Below are 20,147 nucleotides of genomic sequence, written 5' to 3'. Positions count from 1 at the left end.
CGAGCCAGGCATCGCGCCGGCATGCGAAGGTATTTCGCCGATGTTGCAGTGCAAGCAGGACGCGGGGCGCCAGGCAGGCTCATATGTGGTTGGCTTGGGACATGGCACGTGATTTCGATCTTGGCGGCACCCGGGTCAACCGGATGGGATTCGGCACCATGCGGCTTCCCGGCTGGCCGATCGGGCGGCGCAGCGACACCGAAGCGGCTCACACCATCCTGCGGCGCGCGGTCGAACTCGGCGTCGACCACATCGACACGGCATGGTTCTACCGCAGGGACGGGGCCAGTTCGAACACCTTCATCAGGGAGGCGCTGCACCCGTATCCCGAGGGACTGGTGCTCGCCACGAAGATCGGCCCGCGTTTCGCCGAGGACGGGAACTCCCCCGCCGATCCCGCGCACACCCTCGGCGAACTGCGCCGCGATCTCGAAGCCAACCTGACCGAGCTCGGTACCGATCGCATCGGACTGGTGAACCTGCGCCTCGGCGGGATCGACGGGCCCTTCGACGGGGACGCCCACGAGCCCTTCGAGGCACTCGCGACCCTGCAGTCCGAGGGGCTGATCGGCGCGCTCGGCCTCTCCAACGTCACCGAGCGGGTGCTCGATCAGGCGCTGGCCATCGCGCCCGTGGCCACGGTGCAGAACTCCTTCAACCTGGCCGACCAATCCGACGCGGCCTTTGTCGACCGGTGCGCCGAGGCGGGAATCGGTTATGTGCCGTTCTTCCCGCTCGGCGGACACGTCAACCCGGACATGCTCGAGCAGCCCGAGCTGGTCCGGGTCGCCGAGGACCGCGACGAGACCCCGGCCCGCATCGCGCTGGCCTGGTTGCTGCACCGGGCACCGAACCTGCTGCTCATTCCCGGGACCTCGACACCCGCGCACCTCGAGGCGAACGTGGGCGCGGCGGAGATCGAGCTGTCCGAGGCAGAGGTGGCCGCACTGCGGGCCTGACGACTCTGCCTTTGCAGAGATCTCTCTGCAAAGGAAGGCCTGCACAGGTGATTTTGCAAAGAAACTTCTGCAAACATCTTTCTGCTGTGCAGTATCCCGCCGTCCGGCCCGCGTCGCAGCGGTGACCGGCAGGTGAACGCGAACGGAACAATTCGCTCGGGAAATGTCGAAGCGGTCACTCATTCGCGCGTGAACTAGCCCGACCGGGTGGGAACGCGCTTACGATGCGGCCGTGGAACCTGCATCCGGACCCGCCTCGGGGCCGAAACCGTGACGACGGCGGCGATCGTGCTCGCGATCCTCGCGGCGTTCGTGCTCGGCCTCGCCATCGGCGCTGTCGTTCGCGGGAAGCGACGGCGAAGGCAGCGCCCGCAGCAGCACGGGCCGACCGTGGCCGATCTGGTCCACGAGGTCGTGCAGTCCGGGCACAACGGCGTCGTGGTGCTCGGTGAGTTCGGCGATGTACTGCTCTACAACACGCGTGCGGCCGAGCTCGGCGTGGTCACCGACAACCGGGTGGACAGCTCCGCGCGCACCACGGCGGAACGGGTCGCCCGCACCGGAGTGACCGAACAGGTGGACCTCACCCCGCAGGTGCCCCAGGCAGGCCGGGCACCCCAGGCGGTGCTCGGCGAGGTGCGCAGGCTGCTCGACGGGTTCACCGTCATCGACGTCGCTGACCAGTCGGACACGGTGCGCCTCGAGGCGACCCGCCGCGATTTCGTGGCCAACGTCAGTCACGAGCTCAAGACCCCGGTCGGCGCGATGGCCCTGCTCGCCGAGGCCCTGCTGGACTACGTGGACGATCCGGCCGAGGTGCACCGGTTCGCGGGCAAGATCCTCGACGAGTCCAATCGGCTCGGCCGCCTCGTCAACGAGCTGATCTCCCTTTCCCGACTGCAGGGTGCGGAGCGGCTGCCCGAACTGCAGACCGTGAAGGTGGACGAGGTGGTGCACGAGGCACTGCACCGGGCCGCGCTGGCCGCCGAATCGCACCGGATCACCATGACCACCGACGAGGACTCCGGGCTCACTGTGGACGGAGACCATTCCCTGCTCGTGACCGCGCTGGCGAACCTGCTGGACAACGCGATCGCCTACTCCCCGGAAGGCAGCGGAGTCTCCATCTCCCGGCGCGAATCGGGCGGCTACGTGGAGATCGCGGTGACCGATCGGGGTATCGGGATCGCGCGCGAACACCAGGAGCGCGTGTTCGAACGGTTCTACCGGGTCGACAAGGCGCGCTCCCGGGCCACCGGGGGAACCGGGCTCGGGCTGGCCATCGTCAAGCACGTCGCCGCGAACCACGGGGGTTCGGTGCGCCTGTGGAGCCAGCAAGGCACCGGTTCGACGTTCACCATCCGCATCCCAGCGGTGCCGGTGCAGCCACCCGCACCAGTTCAGTTAGCCGAACACGAAGGAGCACTATGAACGAGCTTGGCAGTGTTTCATCGATACCGCGTCCTCGCGAAGCGTCGAGCTCCCGCAGGGAGGGAGAGCGATGAGTCGGGTTCTGATCGTCGAGGACGAAGAATCGTTCGCCGATCCGCTCGCCTACCTCCTGCGCAAGGAGGGGTTCACGCCCTCGGTCGCGACCACTGGGCAGGAAGCGCTCGATGAGTTCGACCGCAACGGGGCCGACATCGTGCTGCTCGATCTGATGCTGCCCGGAATGAGCGGTACCGACGTCTACCGCACGCTTCGCACCCGTTCGACGGTCCCCGTGATCATGGTGACCGCGCGGGACAGCGAGGTGGACAAGGTCGTCGGGCTCGAACTCGGCGCCGACGACTACGTGACCAAGCCGTACTCGGCGCGCGAACTGATCGCCCGCATCCGCGCGGTCCTGCGCAGGGGCGGGGAGAACGAGGAGACCGGCGGACAGGTGCTCGCCGCGGGCCCGGTGCGCATGGACGTCGAACGGCACGTGGTCTCCGTGTCCGGAACCGAGGTATCGCTGCCCCTCAAGGAGTTCGACCTGCTCGAGTACCTGCTGCGGAACACCGGGCGAGTGCTCACCAGGACCCAGCTCATCGACCGGGTGTGGGGCGCCGACTACGTAGGGGACACCAAGACCCTCGATGTCCACGTCAAACGTTTGCGCGGCAAGATCGAACCGGATCCCTCCGATCCGCACTACCTGGTGACCGTGCGCGGCCTCGGTTACAAATTCGAAGCTTGACCAACTCCGGGGAGTACCGTTAGCCCCCGTGCGATTAGCAGTCCTCGACGTCGGCTCGAACACGGTGCACCTCCTCGTGGTCGACGCCCACCGCGGAGCACATCCGACGCCGATGAGCTCGGAGAAAACCGTGCTCCGGCTCGCCGAGAAGATCAACTCCGCCGGGAACCTCAGCAAGGCAGGCGCGGACGAACTGGTGAGCACCATCGCCACGGCGCGTGCTTCGGCCGCCGAACTCGGTTGCGAGGACCTGCTCTCCTTCGCCACATCCGCGGTGCGGGAGGCGAACAACTCGGCCAAGGTACTCGAACGGGTGCGCGAGGAGACCGGGGTCGAGCTGCGGGTACTCACCGGGGAGGACGAGGCACGGCTGACCTTCCTCGCCGTCCGGCGCTGGCTCGGCTGGTCGGCCGGACAGCTGCTGGTGCTCGACATCGGCGGCGGCTCGCTCGAGATCGCCAGCGGCATCGACGAGGCACCGGAGAGCGAATGGTCGCTACCGCTCGGCGCAGGGCGGCTCACCAGGACCAAGTTCAGCCACGATCCACCGAAACGCGCCGAGGTCAACGAGCTTCGCGATTGGGTCGATGAACAACTGCACCCCGTGGTCAAGAAACTACGAAAGAACGGTGCGCCCGACCGGGTGGTCGCCACTTCGAAGACATTCCGCTCGCTGGCCAGGCTGACCGGGGCCGCGCCCTCCTCGGAGGGGCCGCGGGTGCGCCGGACGCTCACTCACACCGGGCTACGCCAGCTCATCTCGTTCATCTCCCGGATGTCCGCGGCGGATCTCGCCGAGCTCGAGGGAGTCGGCGCGAACCGGGCCCACCAGCTCGTAGCCGGGGCGCTCGTCGCCGAGTCCGCGATGCGCGGATTACGGGTCAGCGAGCTGGAAATCTGTCCGTGGGCACTACGCGAAGGTGTGATCCTGCGCAGGCTGGACCAGACCAATGGGGCAGAGCAGACTGCGATAATGCTCAAGCCATGATGGCCCGGTGTTGGCGAGCAAGGCCACATCGACCACACTGGTGGTAGACGGAAACACAAGGCACGGTGGAATGGATGAGTTCTCGAGACGACGAGTCGAATACGCGACAGCGCACCGTCGCTGAACTGCTCGCCCAGCACGGTGGGTCGCAGCAGCAAGGCGAGGCAGCGCGCGGGCGCCGTCGTCGCGCCGAGGATGCGGCGGAGGACACCGCACCGCAGGCGATCATCGACCGGGTCCGGGGGGACACGGGGACCAACATGTCGCCGGTCGCGCACACCGCCAACGGGCACCCCGCGCCGCCGCAGCCACGCCCCCAGACCCAACCCCAGCCGAACCCCCAACCGAGCCCGCAGCCGCAACCGAAGCCGAAACCGAGCCCGCAGCCGCAAGCACAGCAGCAGCAGGCCGCCGGCGCCCCGGTTCCCGCGCGGCCGCAGTCGAGCGGGCGGTTGCCGGTCAAACCGCCGACCAGGGCGATGCCTCCGGTCGATGAACCAGAACAGCAGGCCGGGTTCCCCGAACCACCGGAGTACGACGACTACTCCGATCCGGCGAAATACACCCCGCCTCCGCCGCTTCCCGAGGACGCGCCGAAACCACAGCGCGCCTCGATGACCGCGCGCCTTGCCGGTGCGCCGCCGGAGCCGCTGACCGAACAGATCCAGGCGATCCCCGAGGCACCGCTGCAGGGCCGTCCGTCCGCGGTCGAGTCCACCGGGTACTACACTCCCGACTTCGACGATGAGGACGAGGAGCCTGGAGAGCAGACCGCGTTCCACCCCGTGCCCGACCTCGAGGACGACGCGGACGAGGACTACGCCGAACCAGCGGACTACGACCAGTCCACGCACTACGACGAGCCCGCCCGGTACGACGAATCACAGTACCTCGACGAGGACGGGTACGAACCCGCCGAGGACGAGGACTACGACTACGAGGAAGAGCCGCGCGGTGCCCGTGAATGGCTCACCCTCGTCGGCCTCATCGCCGCCGGAGTCGTCGGCGGTGGACTCGTCTGGCTCGGCTTCGACTGGTTGTGGAGCTACAGCAAGATCATCGGCGTGATCGCGGCGATCGTGGTCACCCTTGCCATCGTCTTCCTCGTACGCAAGGCATGGCGCGCCAAAGACCTGCAGACCACCATCTTCTCCGTGGTCGTCGGGCTCATCGTCACCGCTACACCGGCCTTACTGCTCTACCTCGGGTCGTAGCGGCCCGTGATCCCAATCGGCCTGTCCACCGCATCGGTCTGGCCACGTCGGGCCGAAGCGGGGTTCCGGTACGCCGCGGAGCTCGGGTACGACGGGGTCGAGGTGATGGTCTGGGGAGACCAGGACAGCCAGGACAGCACCACACTGCGCCGATACCTGCGCGGCTACGGCATGCCCGTGCTCTCCCTGCACTCCCCCTCACTGCTGATCACCCAGCGCGTCTGGTCTCCCGACCCCACCGTGCGGCTGCGCCGATCCGTCGAACTCGCCGCCGAGCTCGACTGCCCCACCGTCGTCGTACATCCGCCGTTCGTCTGGCAACGCCGCTACGCCAAACGATTCCCCGAACTCGTCGCCGAACTCAGCGAGCGCACCGGAATCGCCATCGCCGTCGAGAACATGTTCCCCGCCAAACCACTGCGCAATGTCGCCGTGCACGCATTCCATCCCTCCATCGACCCCACCGACGTCGGGTACGCCGACTACACCCTCGACCTCTCACACACCGCCGCGGCCGGGATGAACGCCCTCGAACTCGCCGCCCGCATGGGTACCGGACTGCGCCACGTCCACCTCGCCGACGGCACCGGGCTCCCCCGCGACGAACACCTCATCCCCGGACGAGGCACCCAGCCCTGCGGCGAACTCCTCGACACACTCAGCGAGACCGGCTTCCAGGGATCCGTGATCATCGAGGTCAGCACCCGCACCGACCGCAGCGACGCCGAGCGCACCACCAACCTCGCCGAAGCACTGCTGTACACCAAACTGCACCTCGCCCGCTGACCCCGTCACACGGACGGCGGAACGTCGCACTATCCTGTTTGATGTATAGACATCATTCGGATATGCTGACTCCCGTGCCGGGAAAAAGGCAAAATGCAAATCGCTTCGATATCTAATCGATACACCTTCGATGAGATGTATTTCACCTGCACAAATAATGGATACGGCCATTATTTTTGCAATTCGCACTGTTCACATACGATGACGGCGGGTGTTAGCCTGCCAAGTCTGAAGCTCGAGGGGAGGGCTTGAGATGGCGCACGACGAAGACGTGGGCGGACCGGTAGGCGAGAGCACGAAACCACCGAGCAAATCCGATCCCCCGCCTGGCAAGCAGCCGATAGCGGAGCCCCATGCCGTGGGCCCGGCGCTGCACATCGATCCGGTCGAGGCGGGCAAAGCGATCACGCACCTGGACAACGCCATCGATGCGCTCGAAGAGGCATACCTGGATTCCTACGACATGTCGCTTACAGTCGGCCCGGGAAAAGAAGGCGCAAGTGCTGGATTCAGCACTACAGCCGCCCGCGTCGGCACCCAGAAACGTACTGAACTTCTGGAGGATGTACGCGGACTTCAGGCCATGCGCAATGAGCTGTCCACGGCGATGGACAGCTACCGGCAGACCGAACAAGCGAACACCGACGATCTTCGCAAGCCCGGGAGATAACAGTGCGGCGACGAAGAGCAACAACGATGCTGACCTGTGGCGTCATGGCCATTGTCGCCGCGGCCTGCAGCGGGACCCCCGAACAACCTCCCAATACCGCCTCACCAGCAAGAAACATGCAGTCTTTGCCACAACATGGCGCCCCCAAGGTGGAAAGTCCGGTCGACGTATCGAAATTCAAGGCCGCACCATGCACGACCTTGACCATCAGTCAGCTCCACATCCTACAGCTCAATCCTCCAGGTAAATCGAGACCAAACACCCCCTCCGGCTCGAAGTGCGTCTGGAAAGGCCCACACGGGATCAGTATCGACGTCAACTTTATTCCGAACTCCAAAGGTCTCAGCGATCTTTATTCGATCAGAAATCGATTCTCCCGATTCGAACCGCAGCCACCGATCAACGGATTCCCAACCATCCTTGGAAACCTCGACTCCAGCCAAGAGAAGCAAGGGGGCTGCTCCTATCAGACCGGAATGAACGATCACGATGCCATTTCAGTACTAGCAGTGGAAGGTCCGGATAGTCGTCCTTGTCGTGATGCAAAGAACGTCACCAAAGGTGTTACGAAAACCATAAAGTACGGGGGGTAGAAACGTGCCAACGAAAACCGCCGATTCGGGAATGGGCACTGGCTCGCCAAAAAACATGAGCGGATCAGATATTTTCGATTCTATGCGAAATAACGTTCCCGGAACAAATTCTCTACACTATGCAGCGGCTTCAGCATCGGAAACCAGCAGGAAAGTAAGCAAGGTTGAAGATCACCTCCGAAGATGCCAGAACGCAATAGCCGCCGGGATCCGTGGCGCGGCGGGCGATGCCGCTCATCGGGCCGCGAAGCCGTTCCTCGACCGGCTGGCGCGGCATCGGGAGGACCTGGACTCCTTCCAGCAGACGACGACCAGTCAGGCCGAGGGGTTCGAGTTCCAAGCCGGTCAGCTCAAGGAGATGCCGAGGGAACAACCGGGTTTCGTCGCCACGCTGGAGACTTCGATGGCATTCTGGCGGGACAACGATCCATGGAACGACAGCACCGCGTGGTTGACCGCGGATGCCGGGAACAGGCTGGCGTTCCGGAATTACGGCGCGCAGAGCCAGGTGCTCGCCGGTGCCCTGCCTGGAGAAAGCCCCGCGCCGGTGAACGCGTTCGCGAATCTGGAGATCTACAACCCGAAGCGGACGGCAAGCGGCGGCGAACACCAGGATGCGCCGCTCCTCGCGCGAGGAGGATACGAGCCTCGCCGCATCCCGGACCCGCGCGGAGCCGAACCATCCGGCCACACTGCCGTACCCGAATCCCGAACCTCCACCCCGGACGACCGCATACGGGAACCCGAAGCACCTGAATCCGGCAAGGACCGGCCCGATCCCGACGGCGCGCACGAACACGGCGGCGGACCCAGGCCCGGTGAACTGAACACGGCAGGCAGTAACCAGCAAGGCATCGGCGGCCTGCGGGAACCACGCAGCCCGGGAGTGCAGTACGCGGGTGACACCTCGGCGGCCGAACCCACGCCCGGTGTGCCCGGCGGCACCACATGGCAGATCGGCCGCGAACAGGCACCGGGTAAGGGAGCAAGTGGCCGGTCCGCACGACCACCCGGCTCGGGACCACGTTCCGGTTCGGGCGCCTCCCAACAACGCGCCGGTTCGAGAACGGCCAGCGAGCAAGTCGGCAGCCGAACCCGGGAGGGAACGAACGGTGCGCCGCCACCCGGTCACAACACCAAGAAGGGCGAGGAGGAACGCAAGGGGCCTCGGTTCCTGGTCACCGAGGAACACGGCAACGAGATCGTCGGCGAACTGCCACCGACCGCTCCCCCGGTGATAGGCGAGTGACACATGACGCGGGGGACGATGTCGATCTCCCACACCGCCTACGAGGTGTTGTGGGAACGGGCCGAACTGGGTGCGATGCCGGCCTCGATCGCGATCCACTACCCACTGCGCACGCTCGCCAACGGCGCGGCGCTCGCCCGCGAAGCCTTCGCCGAACTCGCCGCGAGCGGCCTCGCCGAAGACACCGAACCGCATCCCGAACTCATCGCCGCCCTACGCAAGCTCGCCCGTACACCGCGGCGGTACGCACTCATGATCATCACCAGAGACCATCCGCACGGCGAAGGCTCCCTGCTCGCGATCGATGATCCCGATGCTGTCCTCGCCACACTCGATGACCAACACCTGCACGTACACCCGTTACCCATCGACATAGCGATCCGCACACTGCTCGCCGAACTACCGGCAGAACCACCAGGGCACGGACAGTCCCTGATCTTCCACGAGGACGAACTCACCGAGGACGGGCATGTCCAGCCGCGAGGTGAACCGGGCAGCATCCTGATACCACCGAACACCGTGGCCACACAGGCCGACAGCTACCTCCACCTCATGCGAAGACCGCGGCGCCGCCTCAGTTACCTATACCGACCGGTAGGGCAACCGATCGTGATCGTCGACCTCGAATCCGAAGGACGCTGGCTCGTGCACAACGACAACGGCTGGGTCACGACCGCGCCCGGAACCAGTGGGAACCTCACTGACCTGCTGTGCGTCGGACCGGATGACGCGCACTGAGCACCGCCTGCACCGCCCAGAACGCGTTGTCCGAGAGTAACCGCGGCGCTAATATGCATATGGTCGATACAAGCGAGGGGAACCGGTATGACGGCACAGGACGGGCACCGGCTAGGCGGGGCGGACCCGAAGCCGCAAGCGCAACAGGCACCACCTGGACAACCACCAGGCGGCGCACCGCTACCGCACGCCTCCGGCAAGAAGCTCTACGTCGATCCGGCGGAGGCAGGGCAGGCGCTGGCGTACCTGGACCAGGCGGTCTCGAAGCTGCAGGAGTCGTACGACCACAGCTCTGCCCTCGATCACATACAGAAGCCCGGTAACGAAAACCCGAGCGACGGCTTCGCCAAGGTCGCGAGCGATGTCGGCAAGCAGAAGCGGGCCGAGATCCTGCAGGACATCAACGGCCTTCGCGCCATGTACCAGGAGCTGAAGGCAACGCTGGACAATCATCACGAGACCGAGCACGCCAATGCGGACAACCTCCGTAGGATGCAGCGATGACGGCACGACTTCGCACGGCGGCCGCCGGGGTGTCCCTCGCGGCCATCACACTCTTCGCAACCAGCTGCAGCAGCCCTACTGTCGGTAAGCCCGGAGCGGGCGACTCACCGTCATCCTCAGCTAATAGCGGAGGGCAGACCTCGCTCCCACACGACGGGGCGCCAAAGGTCCCCAACCCGGTCGATATATCGAAGTTCAAGGCACAGCCGTGCACCACTCTTACCGCAAACCAACTGCAAACACTGGGAGTCCAGGGCCAAGCCAAGCCTGATCCGCAATCCTCGACCGGATCCCAGTGCACTTGGGGCGGCGGCGTCGAAGCGACCCGGGTAAATATCGTATTCGTACCCAATTCTGGGGGCCTCAGCGATCTGTACAAGCTGAACAAGCAAAAAGGCCACTTTTACCGGTTCGAGCCACAAGACCCCGTCAACGGCTTCCCTGCGGTCTTGGAAAACCTCGACAAGAACCAACTGTCAAACGGCATCTGCGCCTATGACATCGGTATGAATGATCGCGATGCCGTCACCGTCCTGCTCCAGGAACAGCCCGGGGGCAATCCGTGCGATGACGTCAAGCAGGTAGCACTGAGTGCCACGAAAACAATGAAGAATGGGGGCTCGTGACATGGCTGGCGAAAAGCCGGAAGGTCCGGTCAACACGAATATTGATACCGGAATTCGCCACGACGCGACCGGCGGCGACATCTTCAATCAGATGCGCAACGGCGTGAACGGGCCGAAATCCCTTCACAACGCAGCATCTGCGGCTGGCCAGGTATCCGATAACCACGATGAAGTCATCGATCTGCTGAAGAAGTACCAGAGCGCCATCGCGTCAGGTGTCCGAGGCGATGGCGGGGACGCGGCACACCAAGCTGCGAAACCGTTTCTCGACCGCGTCACGCAACGGCAAAGTGACATGTCCACTTACAAGATCATGACGGACCAGCAGGGCGAGGGGTTCTCCACCTACGCCGGGCAGCTCGAGGAAATGCCCCAGCAGCCGCCCGGTTTCTGGGACAAGGCGGGCGGCACGATCCAGTTCTGGAAGGACTCGGATCCTTGGAACGACGGGGATTCGTGGAACAAGGCGAACTCGCTGAACAAGCTGACGTTCCAGAGTTACGGTTCGCAGAGCCAGTCGCTCGCCGGGGCGATGCCGGGTCAGGGCCAGCCTCCGGTGGACACGTTCGCGAATCTGGAGATCTACAACCCGAATCGCACGCCGGGTGGCGGGCACAACGGCGGTGTGGACCCGGGCACGGGCGGCCCGGGCGGCGGGCAGCACGGCGGTCAGGGGTACTCGACGAACCCGACTCCGGGAGCGCCCCCGCATCCGGGCGGTCATGATCCTTCGGGGCACAGCCCGTCGTTGCCGGGCGGCCCGGGTGGCGGTCCGAACGGACCCAGTGGTCCGGGCTCGATTCCCCCCGATGTTCCGCCGATCGGCGGCGGTGACCCGCGTGCCCCGTTGCCGGGTCAGACGGACACGTCCAGCGGCGGTGATTCGGGGCTCGGCAATTCGTGGAATTCGAGCCTTCCGGGCTACAGCTCGAATTCGCGGTCCGGCGGTGGTTCGGACCTGGGCGGGCTCGGTGCGCTCGGCGGCGCCGGGATGGGCGCCGGAATGGGTGGGGGCATGGGCGACGACTCGACGCGCGGTGGCTCGGGCGGCGGTTTCGGGCGCGGCGGCATGTCCGGTGCGGGCCCGCGTTCGGGTGCCGCTTCCGGTGGTGCGCTCGGTGAGGAAGGCGCGGCCGGTGGCCGTGGCGCCGGTGCGGGTGCCGGACGGGGCGGTGCGGGCGGTGCACCGATGGGCGGCCGCGGCGGCAACAAGAAGGAGGACGAGGAGCACGAGACTCCCTCGTACCTGATCACCGAGGAACACGGCGATGAGATCGTCGGGGATCTGCCACCGACGGCGCCACCGGTGATCGGCGGCTGATGTGCTCAAAGGTCCTGTTTCCCTCTCCCATGCGGCTTACGAAGTGCTCTGGGAGCGGTCGAACCTCGGCGTGATGCCGACCTCGATCGCGATCCACTACCCGCTGCGCACAATGGACAATGGTGCGGCGCTGGCCAGGCAGGCGTTCGCGGAACTGAACCAGGCGGGCCTGGCCAAGGGCGACCAGGTGCACCCGGACCTGGAGGACACGCTGCACAGGCTGGCGCGGTTGCGGCAGCGTTATGCGGCGATGATCATCACGCCGGATCACCCGCACGGCGAGGGCACGCTGGTGGCGCTCGACGGCGAGGCGGCGATCCTCGCCACGCTGGACGACCGCACGCTGCACCTGGCGCCGATTCCCGCGGCACAGGCGATTCCCGCGCTGCTGAGCCGGATTCCGCGCTATGCCCCGGGAAACGGGAAGTCGCTGACCTTTCGCGAGGATGAGCTCACCGAGGAGGGGCGCAGGGCGGCACGGCAGTCCTCGGCCGAGGGCAGCATCATGGTCTCGGCGAATGTGACCGCGACGGACGCGGACCGCTATGTCGAACTGATGAGCAAGCCGCGGATCGGGGTCATCTACCTGTACCCGCCCGCCGGGAATCCCGTGGTGGTCGTGGACTTCGAACAGGAAGGGCGCTGGTTCGTGGCGAACAAGGACGGCTGGGTCAGCAGCGCGCCCGGCACGGACGCGATGCTGGCCGAGCACCTGCGCGGATAGTCCTTGACCGCTGTGCCGATTTAACCGAAGCGGCCGGAGATGTAGTCCTCGGTCGCCTGCTGGCCGGGGTTGGAGAAGATCTTCTCGGTGTCGTCGATCTCGATGAGTTTGCCGGGCTGGCCGACCCCGGCGAGGTTGAAGAAGGCGGTCTGATCGGAGACCCGCGCCGCCTGCTGCATGTTGTGCGTGACGATGACGATCGTGTATTCCTTCTTCAGCTCGGCGATGAGGTCCTCGATCGCGAGCGTGGAGATGGGGTCGAGCGCGGAGCACGGCTCGTCCATCAGCAGCACGGCGGGCTGCACGGCGATCGCCCGCGCGATGCACAACCGCTGCTGCTGACCGCCGGAGAGGCTGCCGCCCGGTTTGTTGAGCCGATCCGAGACCTCGTTCCACAGGTTCGCGCCGCGCAGTGCCCGCTCGGCGACCTCGTCGAGCCGCGACTTGTCCCGCACCCCGGCCAGGCGCAGCCCGGCGATCACGTTGTCCTTGATGGACATGGTGGGGAACGGGTTCGGCCGCTGGAACACCATCCCGATGGTGCGCCGCACATCCACCGGATCCACGCCGCCCGCGTAGATGTCCTCGCCGTCGAGCAGCACCTCGCCCTCGACGCGTGCGCCCGGGGTGACCTCGTGCATCCGGTTCAGCGTGCGCAGCACGGTGGATTTGCCGCAGCCGGACGGGCCGATGAACGCCGTGACATTGCGCGGTGGAACGGCGAGGGTCACTTCCGCGACGGCCTGGAATTTGCCGTAGTAGATGTTCAGATCTTTGGCATCGAGTCGTTTCGCCATCGCAGTGCCCTTATTTCGTCTTGATCGCGGAGAACCGGGAGATCACGGTAGCGATCAGGTTGAACAACATGACGAGCAGGATCAGGGTGAGCGCGGCACCCCAGATCCGCAGTTGCCCGGCCGCGGTCGGATTGGTGAATTGGTTGTAGATGAACAACGGCAGCGAGGTCATATTGCCGTCGAAGATGTTGAAATTGATCGATTGGCTGTACCCGACGAGTACGAGCACCGGCGCGGTCTCGCCGAGCACCCTGGCCAGTGCGAGCATCGAGCCGGTGACGATCCCGGAGAGCGCGGTGGGCAGTACGACCCGCACGATCGTTTTCCATTTCGGAATACCGAGCGCATAAGAGGCCTCGCGCAATTCCTGGGGAACGAGCCGGAGCATTTCCTCGCATGACCGCACCACGACCGGAAGCATCAGCAGCACGAGCGCGAGGGAGACCGCGAACGCGGACTGTTCCAGGCCGAACGTGGAAATCCACAGCGCGAAAATGAACAGCGCAGCCACGATGGAGGGCACCCCGGAAAGAATGTCCACCATGAACGTGGTCAGCCGGGCGAGCCAGCCGCGGCCGTATTCCACGAGATAGATGGCGGCGAGGATGCCGATCGGCACCGCGATCACCGCGCACACCAGCGCCTGGGCCAGCGATCCGTACAGCGCGTGGTAGATCCCGCCGGCGAACTGGTCCGGGAGCACCCCCTTGAGCGAGTGGGTGAACCAGTCCGGGGAGACGAGCGCGCGCCAGCCCTTGATCACCACGGTGGCCAGCAGCCACACCAGCGGCACGAGCGCGATCAGGAAGGCAAGGCTGACCAGCACCGTCGCCAGGTGGTTGCGCGCCTTGCGGCCGGTGGAAAGGTGATGGAAGACCGGTGGCCGCGCGGGCCGCTCCAGTTCGGTCGTAGTCATGAGAGGCGGCCCTTTCCGAGCATCGCAGTGAGCGCCAGCGAGCGAGGAGCACAGGAAAGGCCGCATCGGGACAGCACCGTCATGCCTTTTCCTTCTTCGGCTTGGCGATCGAGCGCGCGATCGCGTTCACCACGAACGTCAGCAGGAACAGCACCAGCCCGGCGGCGATGAAGGCACCTGTCGGCAGCGGTTCGGAGAATTCCGATGCGGCCGAGGCGATCTTCGAGGCGAAGGTGGAACCACCGTCGAAGAAGCTGAACCCGGACGGCGAGGTCGCGGTGTGCAGGATCATCAGCACGGCGATCGTCTCACCGAGCGCGCGGCCGAGCCCGAGCATCGAGGCGGCGATGAACCCGCTCTTCCCGAACGGCAGCACCGTGGTGCGCACCATCTCCCATTTCGTCGCCCCGAGCGCGAGGGCGCCCTCGATCTGGTTGACCGGAGTCTGCCGGAACACCTCGCGGGTGACCGAGGTGATGATCGGCAACAGCATCACCGCAAGCACCACGCCCGCGGTGAAGATGTTTCCGCCACCGGCGAGCGAGACGTTCCCATCGGAGAACAGCGGGAACCAGCCGAGCCCGGCATTCAGCGCGCGCTGCACGGGTTCGATCGCGGGGCCGAGCACCAGCACTCCCCACAGGCCGAACACCACGGAGGGCACCGCGGCGAGCAGGTCCACGAGATAGCCGAAGCCCCGCGCGAGCGAGCGCGGGGCGTACTGGGTGAGAAAAAGCGCGATACCGAGCGAGATCGGCATCGCGAGCACCAGGGCGAGCAGCGAGGACAGCACCGTGACCACGAGCATGTCCCGGATGCCGAAGGCGAGCTTGCCGCCCGTGGTGTCGAACCGCCAGTCGGTGAGGAAGTTCGTCGAATCGGCAAGCAGCGAGGGCACTGCCTTGATCAGCAGGAAGAACCCGATCAGCACGATGGCCACGACGATCACGAGACCGGATGTCGTTGTCAGATACCGGAAAACCCGATCCCCGACCCGTTTCGGCCGTTCGCCGCGCTCTTGTTCCTGCTCGCCCATGCCGCCCATCATGCTGCCCGTCTCCCGCTCCTGACCAGCAGGGCGGGAGACGACCTCGTCTTTCATGCTCACGATGTCTCCTCGCTGACGCTCGTCAGCATCGCTCGCACACGTGCAGTGCTGTTCGGAACGCTGCCACGCTCGCTCACTGGATAGCGTTGATCGAGGCGAGCAGCTTGTCCGAGAACTGCTTGGGCAGCTTCACGTAACCGTTCTGGTCGAGCCCTTCCTGGCCACCTTGCGCGGCGACCGAAAGGAAGGCCTTGACCGCCTTACCGGTGTCCGCGTCCGGGTATTTGGAGCAGGCGATCTCGTAGGTGGCCAGCATCAGCGGGTAGGCGCCCGCGGTCTTGGTCCCGTAGATCGAGTCGAGGTTGAGCTCGAGGTCCTTGCTTCCCTCGTCCTTGAACTTCGCCGCCTCGACGGCCTTCGCCGCGGATGCCGCGTTCAGCTCCACCGGCTGCCCGCCGCCGGAGTTGACGATCTTGGCCACGTTGAGCTTCTGGGCCTGGGCGAAGGACCACTCGTTGTAGGTGATGCCGCCCTTGGCGTTCTTCAGCGCCTGCGAGGTGCCGTCATTGCCCTTCGCTCCCTCACCGACGCCACCGTTGAAGGACTTGCCGGTGCCCTTGTCCCAGCCGCCTGCCGTCTTCAGGTACTTCTGGAAGTTGTCGGTCGTCCCGGACTCATCGCTGCGGAAGATCACGGTGATCTTCTGGTCCGGCAGCTTCTTGCCCGCGTTGAGCTTGGCGATCTCCGGGGCGTTCCACTTGGTGATCTTGCCGGAGAAGATCCCGGCCAGCGTCTTGCCGTCCAGTGCGAGGTCGTCGACGCCATCGAGCTTGTAGGTGATCGCGATCGGCCCGAACACCATCGGCAGATTCCATGCCGGGGCGCCGCAACGCTGCTTGGCCTTCTCGATCTCGCCCTTCTCCGCGGACAGCGCGGAGTCCGAACCGGCGAAGTCGGTCTGTTTGCCGGTGAACTCCTTGACGCCGGCGCCGGACCCGTTGCCGTTGTAGTTGATGTCCTGGTCCGAACAGGTCGCCCCGAATGCCTGAGTGAACCGGGACATGGCATTCGCCTGTGCGGTCGAACCACTCGCTTTGAGAGTGTTCTTGCCACCGCAGGCCACGTTCGCCGATTTCCCGGCCGCCTGTGCTCCCGCCACGCCGGAGTTGTTGTCCGAGCCGCAGGCGGCGAGCATGACCGCGCTCGCCGCGACGACCGCGAGCACGGCCGATTGGCGCTTGAGCTTCACCTGATTCCTCCACTGCTGGATCGGGTGCCGCGGTCATCGGCACCGTATGCGACGGACAGTAAGCATCGCCGATGGACACCAACCGGGCTGAAGGTGAACAACCGGTGAATACGTGCCCCGGAGTGGGCTAGCCCACTGGCTCCGTCACAACGCGTAGTCCAGCGCATTCAGTGGGAATACTGCACGTCGACATCCCAGACCCGGAACCCGATCCGCTCGTAGACCCGGACCGCGGCGGGGTTGTCGGATTCGACATAGAGCATCGCTGTGTGTAATCCCCGCTGGCGAAGATGCCGCAATCCGGCGATGGTCAGCGCCCGCCCGAGTCCGCCGCCCTGCGCGCCGGGGTCCACGCCGACCACATAGACCTCGCCGACCGGTTCGCCCGAATCATCGGCGACCACCCGCTCGTGCACCTTCGTCCAGTGGAACCCGATCAGCCGCTCATCCCGCTCGGCGAGGAAGAACCCGGCCGCGTCGAACCAGTCCTCGTTCTCCTCGCGCATCAGGTCCGCCACGCTGAGCTCACCCTGTTCCGGATGCCAGTCGAAGGCGCGCCGATTCACCTCGATGAGCGCCCGTTCATCCCGGCCGGGCACGAAAGTGCGCAACCGGCCCCCTTCGGGGAGCGTGGGTTCGGGCAGTTCCGCGGCACCCAGATCGAGCCGCATCCGCAGCAGCTCGCGCGCCCTGCCGAACCCACGGTTGCGCGCGATCGCGGCCGCGGCCGGGTGATCGCCGTGCGACCAGACCCGTAACCGGTCCCCGTCCTTGGCTCCCGCGGCGATCCCCGCATCGTCGAGCAGCGCACCGGTCAGCTGCTCGCCGACCCCCGCATTCCGGTGCTCCGGGTGCACGAACAGTTCGGCGACCGCGCGCCCGAACGCGTCCGGACCGCCCTCGAAATACGCGAAGCCGAGCAGCGTGCCGTCCTCGCGTTCGGCGAAGCATTTCCGGCCCGCCCGAATTTCATCGGGAATTACCGATTCGGCGAGCATCGGCCGCCCGTCCGCCGCATAGGTCGCGGCGAGCAGTTCGCCCAGCTGCACGGAACGGGTCTGTGTCAGTTCTGTTTCCCAGCTAATCGGCACAGTGCCACATCTACCGCAAACTCGCCAGCTTCGGGAACCGGGCGCCCTCGGAGACGTTCCTAGCCGCCTGATCGGCCTCCTGTTCGGCCTGTTCGGCGTGTTCCCGCCGGGAACCGGCGCGCGGCGGGCGCACGAACTTGTAGCCGACGTTGCGCACGGTGCCGATCATCTGCTCGTGCTCGGGGCCCAGCTTCGCGCGCAACCGCCGCACGTGTACGTCGACGGTCCTGGTGCCACCGAAGAAGTCGTAGCCCCACACCTCCTGGAGCAGCTGGGCCCTGGTGAACACCCGGCCCGCGTGCTGCGCGAGGTACTTGAGCAGTTCGAACTCCTTGTAGGTCAGGTCGAGGATCTTGCCGCGCAACCGCGCCGAATAGGTGTTCTCGTCGATCATCAGCTCGCCGAGCTTGACCAGCCCGCCGTCCGGGGTCTCGGCGGCACCCCGGGAACGCACCAGTCGCAGCCGGGCGTCCACCTCCGCGGGTCCCGCGGCGGGCAGCAGGATGTCATCCACACCCCATTCGGCGTTCATGGCGACCAGTCCGCCCTCATTGACGATCGCGATCACCGGCGCCTCGGCCCCGCTCGCGCTGAGCAGCTTGCACAGGCTCTTGGCCGAGGCGAGGTCGGCACGCGCGTCCACGAGCACCGCATCGTGTGGACCGGCCGCGAGCAGCGCGGACACCTCCGGGGCAAGGGTTTTCACCTCGTGCGGGAGCAGTCCGAGCGCGGGCAGTACCGAGTTCGGTTCCGGATCCGAGGTCAACAGCAGTAGATCGATGCTCATATTCGGGCGGCTCCTCGAAGTATGCGCGATACCCGCTGGTATACAGCGGATCAAGGCTGAAACAATAGCGCGACCAATGGGCAACGGACAGCCCCGCGACGACTAAGGTCACACCAGAGTGCGCACTCGGTAACGGAATCGAAACGGGAGTTCATGGCGACGCAACAGGAACCGAGGCGACGCAGGCGCGGACTCCGCCGGACCATCATCACCGTGATCGTGGTCCTCGCCGTGCTCGTCGGCGCGGACTTCGGTTTCGGCTCCTATATGGAATACCGGGTTTCCAAACTGCTGCGCGCCCAGCTGCACGTGCAGGACGATCCCCGGGTCTCCGTGCACGGATTCCCGTTCACCACCCAAGCACTCGCCGGGGACTACGGCAACATCACCGTGGACGCGAACGACGTCCCGGCCACCCCGACCGTGCACGACCTCGCCTTCAACATCAACCTGCGCCACGTCCAGGTGCCCATCGGCCAGCTCGCATCCGGCGAGGTCGACAGGATCCCCGTGCAGGAGCTCGACGGCAGCGTCAAGGTCAGTGCCGCGGACATCGCACGGATGCTGCACCTGTCCGACATCAAGCTCGCCAAGCAGCCCATCAACGCGGTACTCGGCAACGCCAGCCCGGTCAGCGAGTCGAACCCCGACCCGGATGCCTTCAACAACGACCCGACCCACCGCGATACCCGGGCCGGGTTCTCCCTCACCGCGAACACCTCGCTCGCCGGACAGCGCACCGCGATCACCATCTACGGGATGATCACCCTGCAGGGCGGGCAGATCGTGGCCACCCCGAAGAAGCTCAAGCTCACCAACGCCTTCATCAACAGCTCCCTGCCCGACTCGATCAGTCACCAGCTGCTCGGCAGGTTCGCCTTCCGCGTGGATCCCGGGACCCTGCCGTTCTCGGTCAGCCCGACCAGGGTGGGTGTCACCGAGGACGGCGCCCTCTCGGTGACCGGTAAGGCACGAGACGTGGTGCTCAACGGCAACCTGGCACGCTGAGCGGGCACACCCGTCCCGATCGGGCCCCGCTCCCTCGTCGGTACGGCGAACCGATCGCCGATCACGGGAGCAGGCCATGCCCATTCAGGACGCACCCATTCAGGACGCCATCGCCGCCGAACGCATCGAGCTCGCCGAGCTGCTGAGCGATCTCACCGAACAGCAGTGGGATGCCCCCTCGCTGTGCACGGGCTGGCGGGTGCGCGAGGTGGTCGCGCATATGACGCTGGCCTTCCGGCACGGTGAGCACGATTACCCGCTGGGAGCGCTGCCGAGTCCGGGGGAGGTGAACCGTGCCGCGGACGAGTGGGCCCGCCGGGACGCCGCCCGCCTCACCCCGGCCGAGCTCACCAGCTCGCTGCGGGAGAACGCGCGGCATCCCTGGCACCCTGGCGGGCTGCTCGAGGGCGCGCTCACCCACGACGTGGTCCACGGCCTGGACATCACGCTCGCGCTCGGCATCGACCGGCGGGTCCCGCTCGACCGGCTGCGCATGGTGCTCGACACGCTCGTCCCGGACCGCTACGCGTTCTTCGGCACCGAGCTCAGCGATACCGAACTGCGTGCACAGGACTTAGACTGGCGGTTCGGCAAGGGACAGCCCTACCGCGCACCGGCCCAGCGGCTGGTGCTCCTGCTCTGCGGGCGGCTCGAGCCGGGAACAAACCGGGCGTCCGGACTCGTTGAATAAATTGGA

The 20,147-nt window shown here is 65.9% G+C and carries 23 protein-coding genes; 16 read left to right on the top strand and 7 right to left on the bottom strand.

The window, feature by feature from the left end; translation table 11 throughout:
* Nucleotides 1–101: 101 nt before the first annotated feature.
* The 8 genes from A37U_RS0134600 (at nt 102) to A37U_RS50555 (ending at nt 7,392) form a co-directional block, all read left to right on the top strand.
* Nucleotides 102–959 (top strand): oxidoreductase, encoded by an 858-nt coding sequence (locus A37U_RS0134600; RefSeq protein WP_020501246.1) that lies wholly within the window; start codon nt 102–104, stop codon nt 957–959.
* A gap of 270 nt (nt 960–1,229) precedes the next feature.
* Nucleotides 1,230–2,390: a sensor histidine kinase gene (locus A37U_RS0134595; RefSeq protein WP_020501245.1), complete on the top strand. Its 1,161-nt coding sequence runs from the start codon at nt 1,230–1,232 to the stop codon at nt 2,388–2,390.
* Between the two features lie 70 nt (nt 2,391–2,460).
* Entirely contained in the window at nt 2,461–3,141 is a 681-nt protein-coding gene (locus A37U_RS0134590) for a response regulator transcription factor (RefSeq protein WP_020501244.1), read from the top strand.
* Between the two features lie 28 nt (nt 3,142–3,169).
* Nucleotides 3,170–4,129, top strand: a complete 960-nt coding sequence (locus tag A37U_RS0134585; RefSeq protein ID WP_026197924.1) for a Ppx/GppA family phosphatase — start codon at nt 3,170–3,172, stop codon at nt 4,127–4,129.
* A gap of 74 nt (nt 4,130–4,203) precedes the next feature.
* A complete protein-coding gene (locus tag A37U_RS0134580; protein ID WP_157183197.1) occupies nt 4,204–5,343 on the top strand; it encodes a glycosyltransferase family 87 protein in 1,140 nt (379 codons plus the stop codon).
* A 6-nt stretch (nt 5,344–5,349) separates the two neighbouring features.
* Nucleotides 5,350–6,129 carry a sugar phosphate isomerase/epimerase family protein gene (locus A37U_RS0134575; protein ID WP_020501241.1) on the top strand — a complete coding sequence of 260 codons (780 nt, stop codon included), beginning with the start codon at nt 5,350–5,352 and terminating at the stop codon, nt 6,127–6,129.
* Nucleotides 6,130–6,382: 253 nt separating this feature from the next.
* Nucleotides 6,383–6,799, top strand: coding sequence for a hypothetical protein (locus A37U_RS0134570; RefSeq protein ID WP_157183196.1), 417 nt, complete (start codon nt 6,383–6,385; stop codon nt 6,797–6,799).
* 44 nt (nt 6,800–6,843) lie between these two features.
* On the top strand, nt 6,844–7,392 hold the full coding sequence (locus A37U_RS50555) for a DUF3558 domain-containing protein (RefSeq protein WP_086010858.1): 549 nt from the start codon (nt 6,844–6,846) through the stop codon (nt 7,390–7,392).
* Nucleotides 7,393–7,522: 130 nt separating this feature from the next.
* Here A37U_RS50555 and A37U_RS52180 read toward each other — a convergent pair whose 3' ends face one another.
* The gene (locus A37U_RS52180; RefSeq protein ID WP_157183195.1) at nt 7,523–7,732 is read right to left on the bottom strand and encodes a hypothetical protein; all 210 of its coding nucleotides are present in this window, start codon (nt 7,730–7,732) and stop codon (nt 7,523–7,525) included.
* An 18-nt stretch (nt 7,733–7,750) separates the two neighbouring features.
* On the opposite strand from A37U_RS52180, the gene A37U_RS0134565 reads away from it, so the two are divergent.
* The 6 genes from A37U_RS0134565 (at nt 7,751) to A37U_RS0134540 (ending at nt 12,554) form a co-directional block, all read left to right on the top strand.
* Complete coding sequence (locus A37U_RS0134565) at nt 7,751–8,641, top strand: hypothetical protein (RefSeq protein WP_020501239.1); 891 nt, start codon at nt 7,751–7,753, stop codon at nt 8,639–8,641.
* A gap of 3 nt (nt 8,642–8,644) precedes the next feature.
* Nucleotides 8,645–9,379, top strand: coding sequence for an ESX secretion-associated protein EspG (locus A37U_RS0134560; RefSeq protein WP_240437775.1), 735 nt, complete (start codon nt 8,645–8,647; stop codon nt 9,377–9,379).
* An 87-nt stretch (nt 9,380–9,466) separates the two neighbouring features.
* Complete coding sequence (locus tag A37U_RS0134555) at nt 9,467–9,883, top strand: hypothetical protein (protein WP_020501237.1); 417 nt, start codon at nt 9,467–9,469, stop codon at nt 9,881–9,883.
* A complete protein-coding gene (locus A37U_RS50550) occupies nt 9,880–10,509 on the top strand; it encodes a DUF3558 domain-containing protein (RefSeq protein WP_083934152.1) in 630 nt (209 codons plus the stop codon). Before A37U_RS0134555 ends, A37U_RS50550 begins: the two co-directional genes overlap by 4 nt.
* Nucleotides 10,510–10,804: 295 nt before the next feature.
* Nucleotides 10,805–11,830: a hypothetical protein gene (locus A37U_RS48820; protein ID WP_157183194.1), complete on the top strand. Its 1,026-nt coding sequence runs from the start codon at nt 10,805–10,807 to the stop codon at nt 11,828–11,830.
* A gap of 1 nt (nt 11,831) precedes the next feature.
* Nucleotides 11,832–12,554, top strand: a complete 723-nt coding sequence (locus tag A37U_RS0134540; protein ID WP_040589460.1) for an ESX secretion-associated protein EspG — start codon at nt 11,832–11,834, stop codon at nt 12,552–12,554.
* A 20-nt stretch (nt 12,555–12,574) separates the two neighbouring features.
* Here A37U_RS0134540 and pstB read toward each other — a convergent pair whose 3' ends face one another.
* The 6 genes from pstB to A37U_RS46815 form a co-directional block, all read right to left on the bottom strand.
* The gene (gene pstB, locus A37U_RS0134535; RefSeq protein WP_020501233.1) at nt 12,575–13,351 is read right to left on the bottom strand and encodes a phosphate ABC transporter ATP-binding protein PstB; all 777 of its coding nucleotides are present in this window, start codon (nt 13,349–13,351) and stop codon (nt 12,575–12,577) included.
* Between the two features lie 10 nt (nt 13,352–13,361).
* The gene (gene pstA, locus A37U_RS0134530) at nt 13,362–14,267 is read right to left on the bottom strand and encodes a phosphate ABC transporter permease PstA (protein WP_020501232.1); all 906 of its coding nucleotides are present in this window, start codon (nt 14,265–14,267) and stop codon (nt 13,362–13,364) included.
* Nucleotides 14,268–14,346: 79 nt separating this feature from the next.
* A complete protein-coding gene (pstC, locus tag A37U_RS0134525) occupies nt 14,347–15,303 on the bottom strand; it encodes a phosphate ABC transporter permease subunit PstC (RefSeq protein ID WP_020501231.1) in 957 nt (318 codons plus the stop codon).
* A gap of 145 nt (nt 15,304–15,448) precedes the next feature.
* Nucleotides 15,449–16,564: a phosphate ABC transporter substrate-binding protein PstS gene (pstS, locus tag A37U_RS0134520; protein ID WP_020501230.1), complete on the bottom strand. Its 1,116-nt coding sequence runs from the start codon at nt 16,562–16,564 to the stop codon at nt 15,449–15,451.
* Nucleotides 16,565–16,731: 167 nt separating this feature from the next.
* Nucleotides 16,732–17,649 carry a mycothiol synthase gene (gene mshD / locus A37U_RS0134515; protein WP_276143456.1) on the bottom strand — a complete coding sequence of 306 codons (918 nt, stop codon included), beginning with the start codon at nt 17,647–17,649 and terminating at the stop codon, nt 16,732–16,734.
* 16 nt (nt 17,650–17,665) lie between these two features.
* Nucleotides 17,666–18,442 (bottom strand): winged helix-turn-helix transcriptional regulator, encoded by a 777-nt coding sequence (locus tag A37U_RS46815; protein ID WP_020501228.1) that lies wholly within the window; start codon nt 18,440–18,442, stop codon nt 17,666–17,668.
* Nucleotides 18,443–18,595: 153 nt separating this feature from the next.
* Between A37U_RS46815 and A37U_RS0134505 the strand changes: the two genes are divergently transcribed.
* Together A37U_RS0134505 and A37U_RS0134500 are read left to right on the top strand one after the other, a co-directional pair.
* A complete protein-coding gene (locus A37U_RS0134505; RefSeq protein ID WP_020501227.1) occupies nt 18,596–19,450 on the top strand; it encodes an LmeA family phospholipid-binding protein in 855 nt (284 codons plus the stop codon).
* Nucleotides 19,451–19,526: 76 nt separating this feature from the next.
* Complete coding sequence (locus A37U_RS0134500) at nt 19,527–20,141, top strand: maleylpyruvate isomerase family mycothiol-dependent enzyme (RefSeq protein WP_020501226.1); 615 nt, start codon at nt 19,527–19,529, stop codon at nt 20,139–20,141.
* The last annotated feature ends 6 nt before the right edge of the window (nt 20,142–20,147 follow it).

Origin of the sequence: Sciscionella marina DSM 45152, from assembly GCF_000379465.1 — a bacterium.
GTDB classification, from domain to species: Bacteria; Actinomycetota; Actinomycetes; order Mycobacteriales; family Pseudonocardiaceae; genus Sciscionella; species Sciscionella marina.
Note: the sequence above shows the minus strand (reverse complement) of the source record. Positions and strands in the feature narration are given on the sequence as shown.

Coding starts and splice junctions, on each gene's coding strand:
- A37U_RS0134600 (WP_020501246.1), top strand. CDS start 102: ATGGCACGTGATTTCGATCTTGGCGGCACCCGGGTCAACCGGATGGGA.
- A37U_RS0134590 (WP_020501244.1), top strand. CDS start 2,461: ATGAGTCGGGTTCTGATCGTCGAGGACGAAGAATCGTTCGCCGATCCG.
- A37U_RS0134580 (WP_157183197.1), top strand. CDS start 4,204: ATGAGTTCTCGAGACGACGAGTCGAATACGCGACAGCGCACCGTCGCT.
- A37U_RS0134570 (WP_157183196.1), top strand. CDS start 6,383: ATGGCGCACGACGAAGACGTGGGCGGACCGGTAGGCGAGAGCACGAAA.
- A37U_RS50555 (WP_086010858.1), top strand. CDS start 6,844: ATGGCCATTGTCGCCGCGGCCTGCAGCGGGACCCCCGAACAACCTCCC.
- A37U_RS0134565 (WP_020501239.1), top strand. CDS start 7,751: ATGCCGAGGGAACAACCGGGTTTCGTCGCCACGCTGGAGACTTCGATG.
- A37U_RS0134560 (WP_240437775.1), top strand. CDS start 8,645: ATGACGCGGGGGACGATGTCGATCTCCCACACCGCCTACGAGGTGTTG.
- A37U_RS0134555 (WP_020501237.1), top strand. CDS start 9,467: ATGACGGCACAGGACGGGCACCGGCTAGGCGGGGCGGACCCGAAGCCG.
- A37U_RS50550 (WP_083934152.1), top strand. CDS start 9,880: ATGACGGCACGACTTCGCACGGCGGCCGCCGGGGTGTCCCTCGCGGCC.
- A37U_RS48820 (WP_157183194.1), top strand. CDS start 10,805: ATGTCCACTTACAAGATCATGACGGACCAGCAGGGCGAGGGGTTCTCC.
- pstB (WP_020501233.1), bottom strand. CDS start 13,351: ATGGCGAAACGACTCGATGCCAAAGATCTGAACATCTACTACGGCAAA.
- pstA (WP_020501232.1), bottom strand. CDS start 14,267: ATGACTACGACCGAACTGGAGCGGCCCGCGCGGCCACCGGTCTTCCAT.
- pstC (WP_020501231.1), bottom strand. CDS start 15,303: ATGGGCGAGCAGGAACAAGAGCGCGGCGAACGGCCGAAACGGGTCGGG.
- A37U_RS46815 (WP_020501228.1), bottom strand. CDS start 18,442: ATGAGCATCGATCTACTGCTGTTGACCTCGGATCCGGAACCGAACTCG.
- A37U_RS0134505 (WP_020501227.1), top strand. CDS start 18,596: ATGGCGACGCAACAGGAACCGAGGCGACGCAGGCGCGGACTCCGCCGG.
- A37U_RS0134500 (WP_020501226.1), top strand. CDS start 19,527: ATGCCCATTCAGGACGCACCCATTCAGGACGCCATCGCCGCCGAACGC.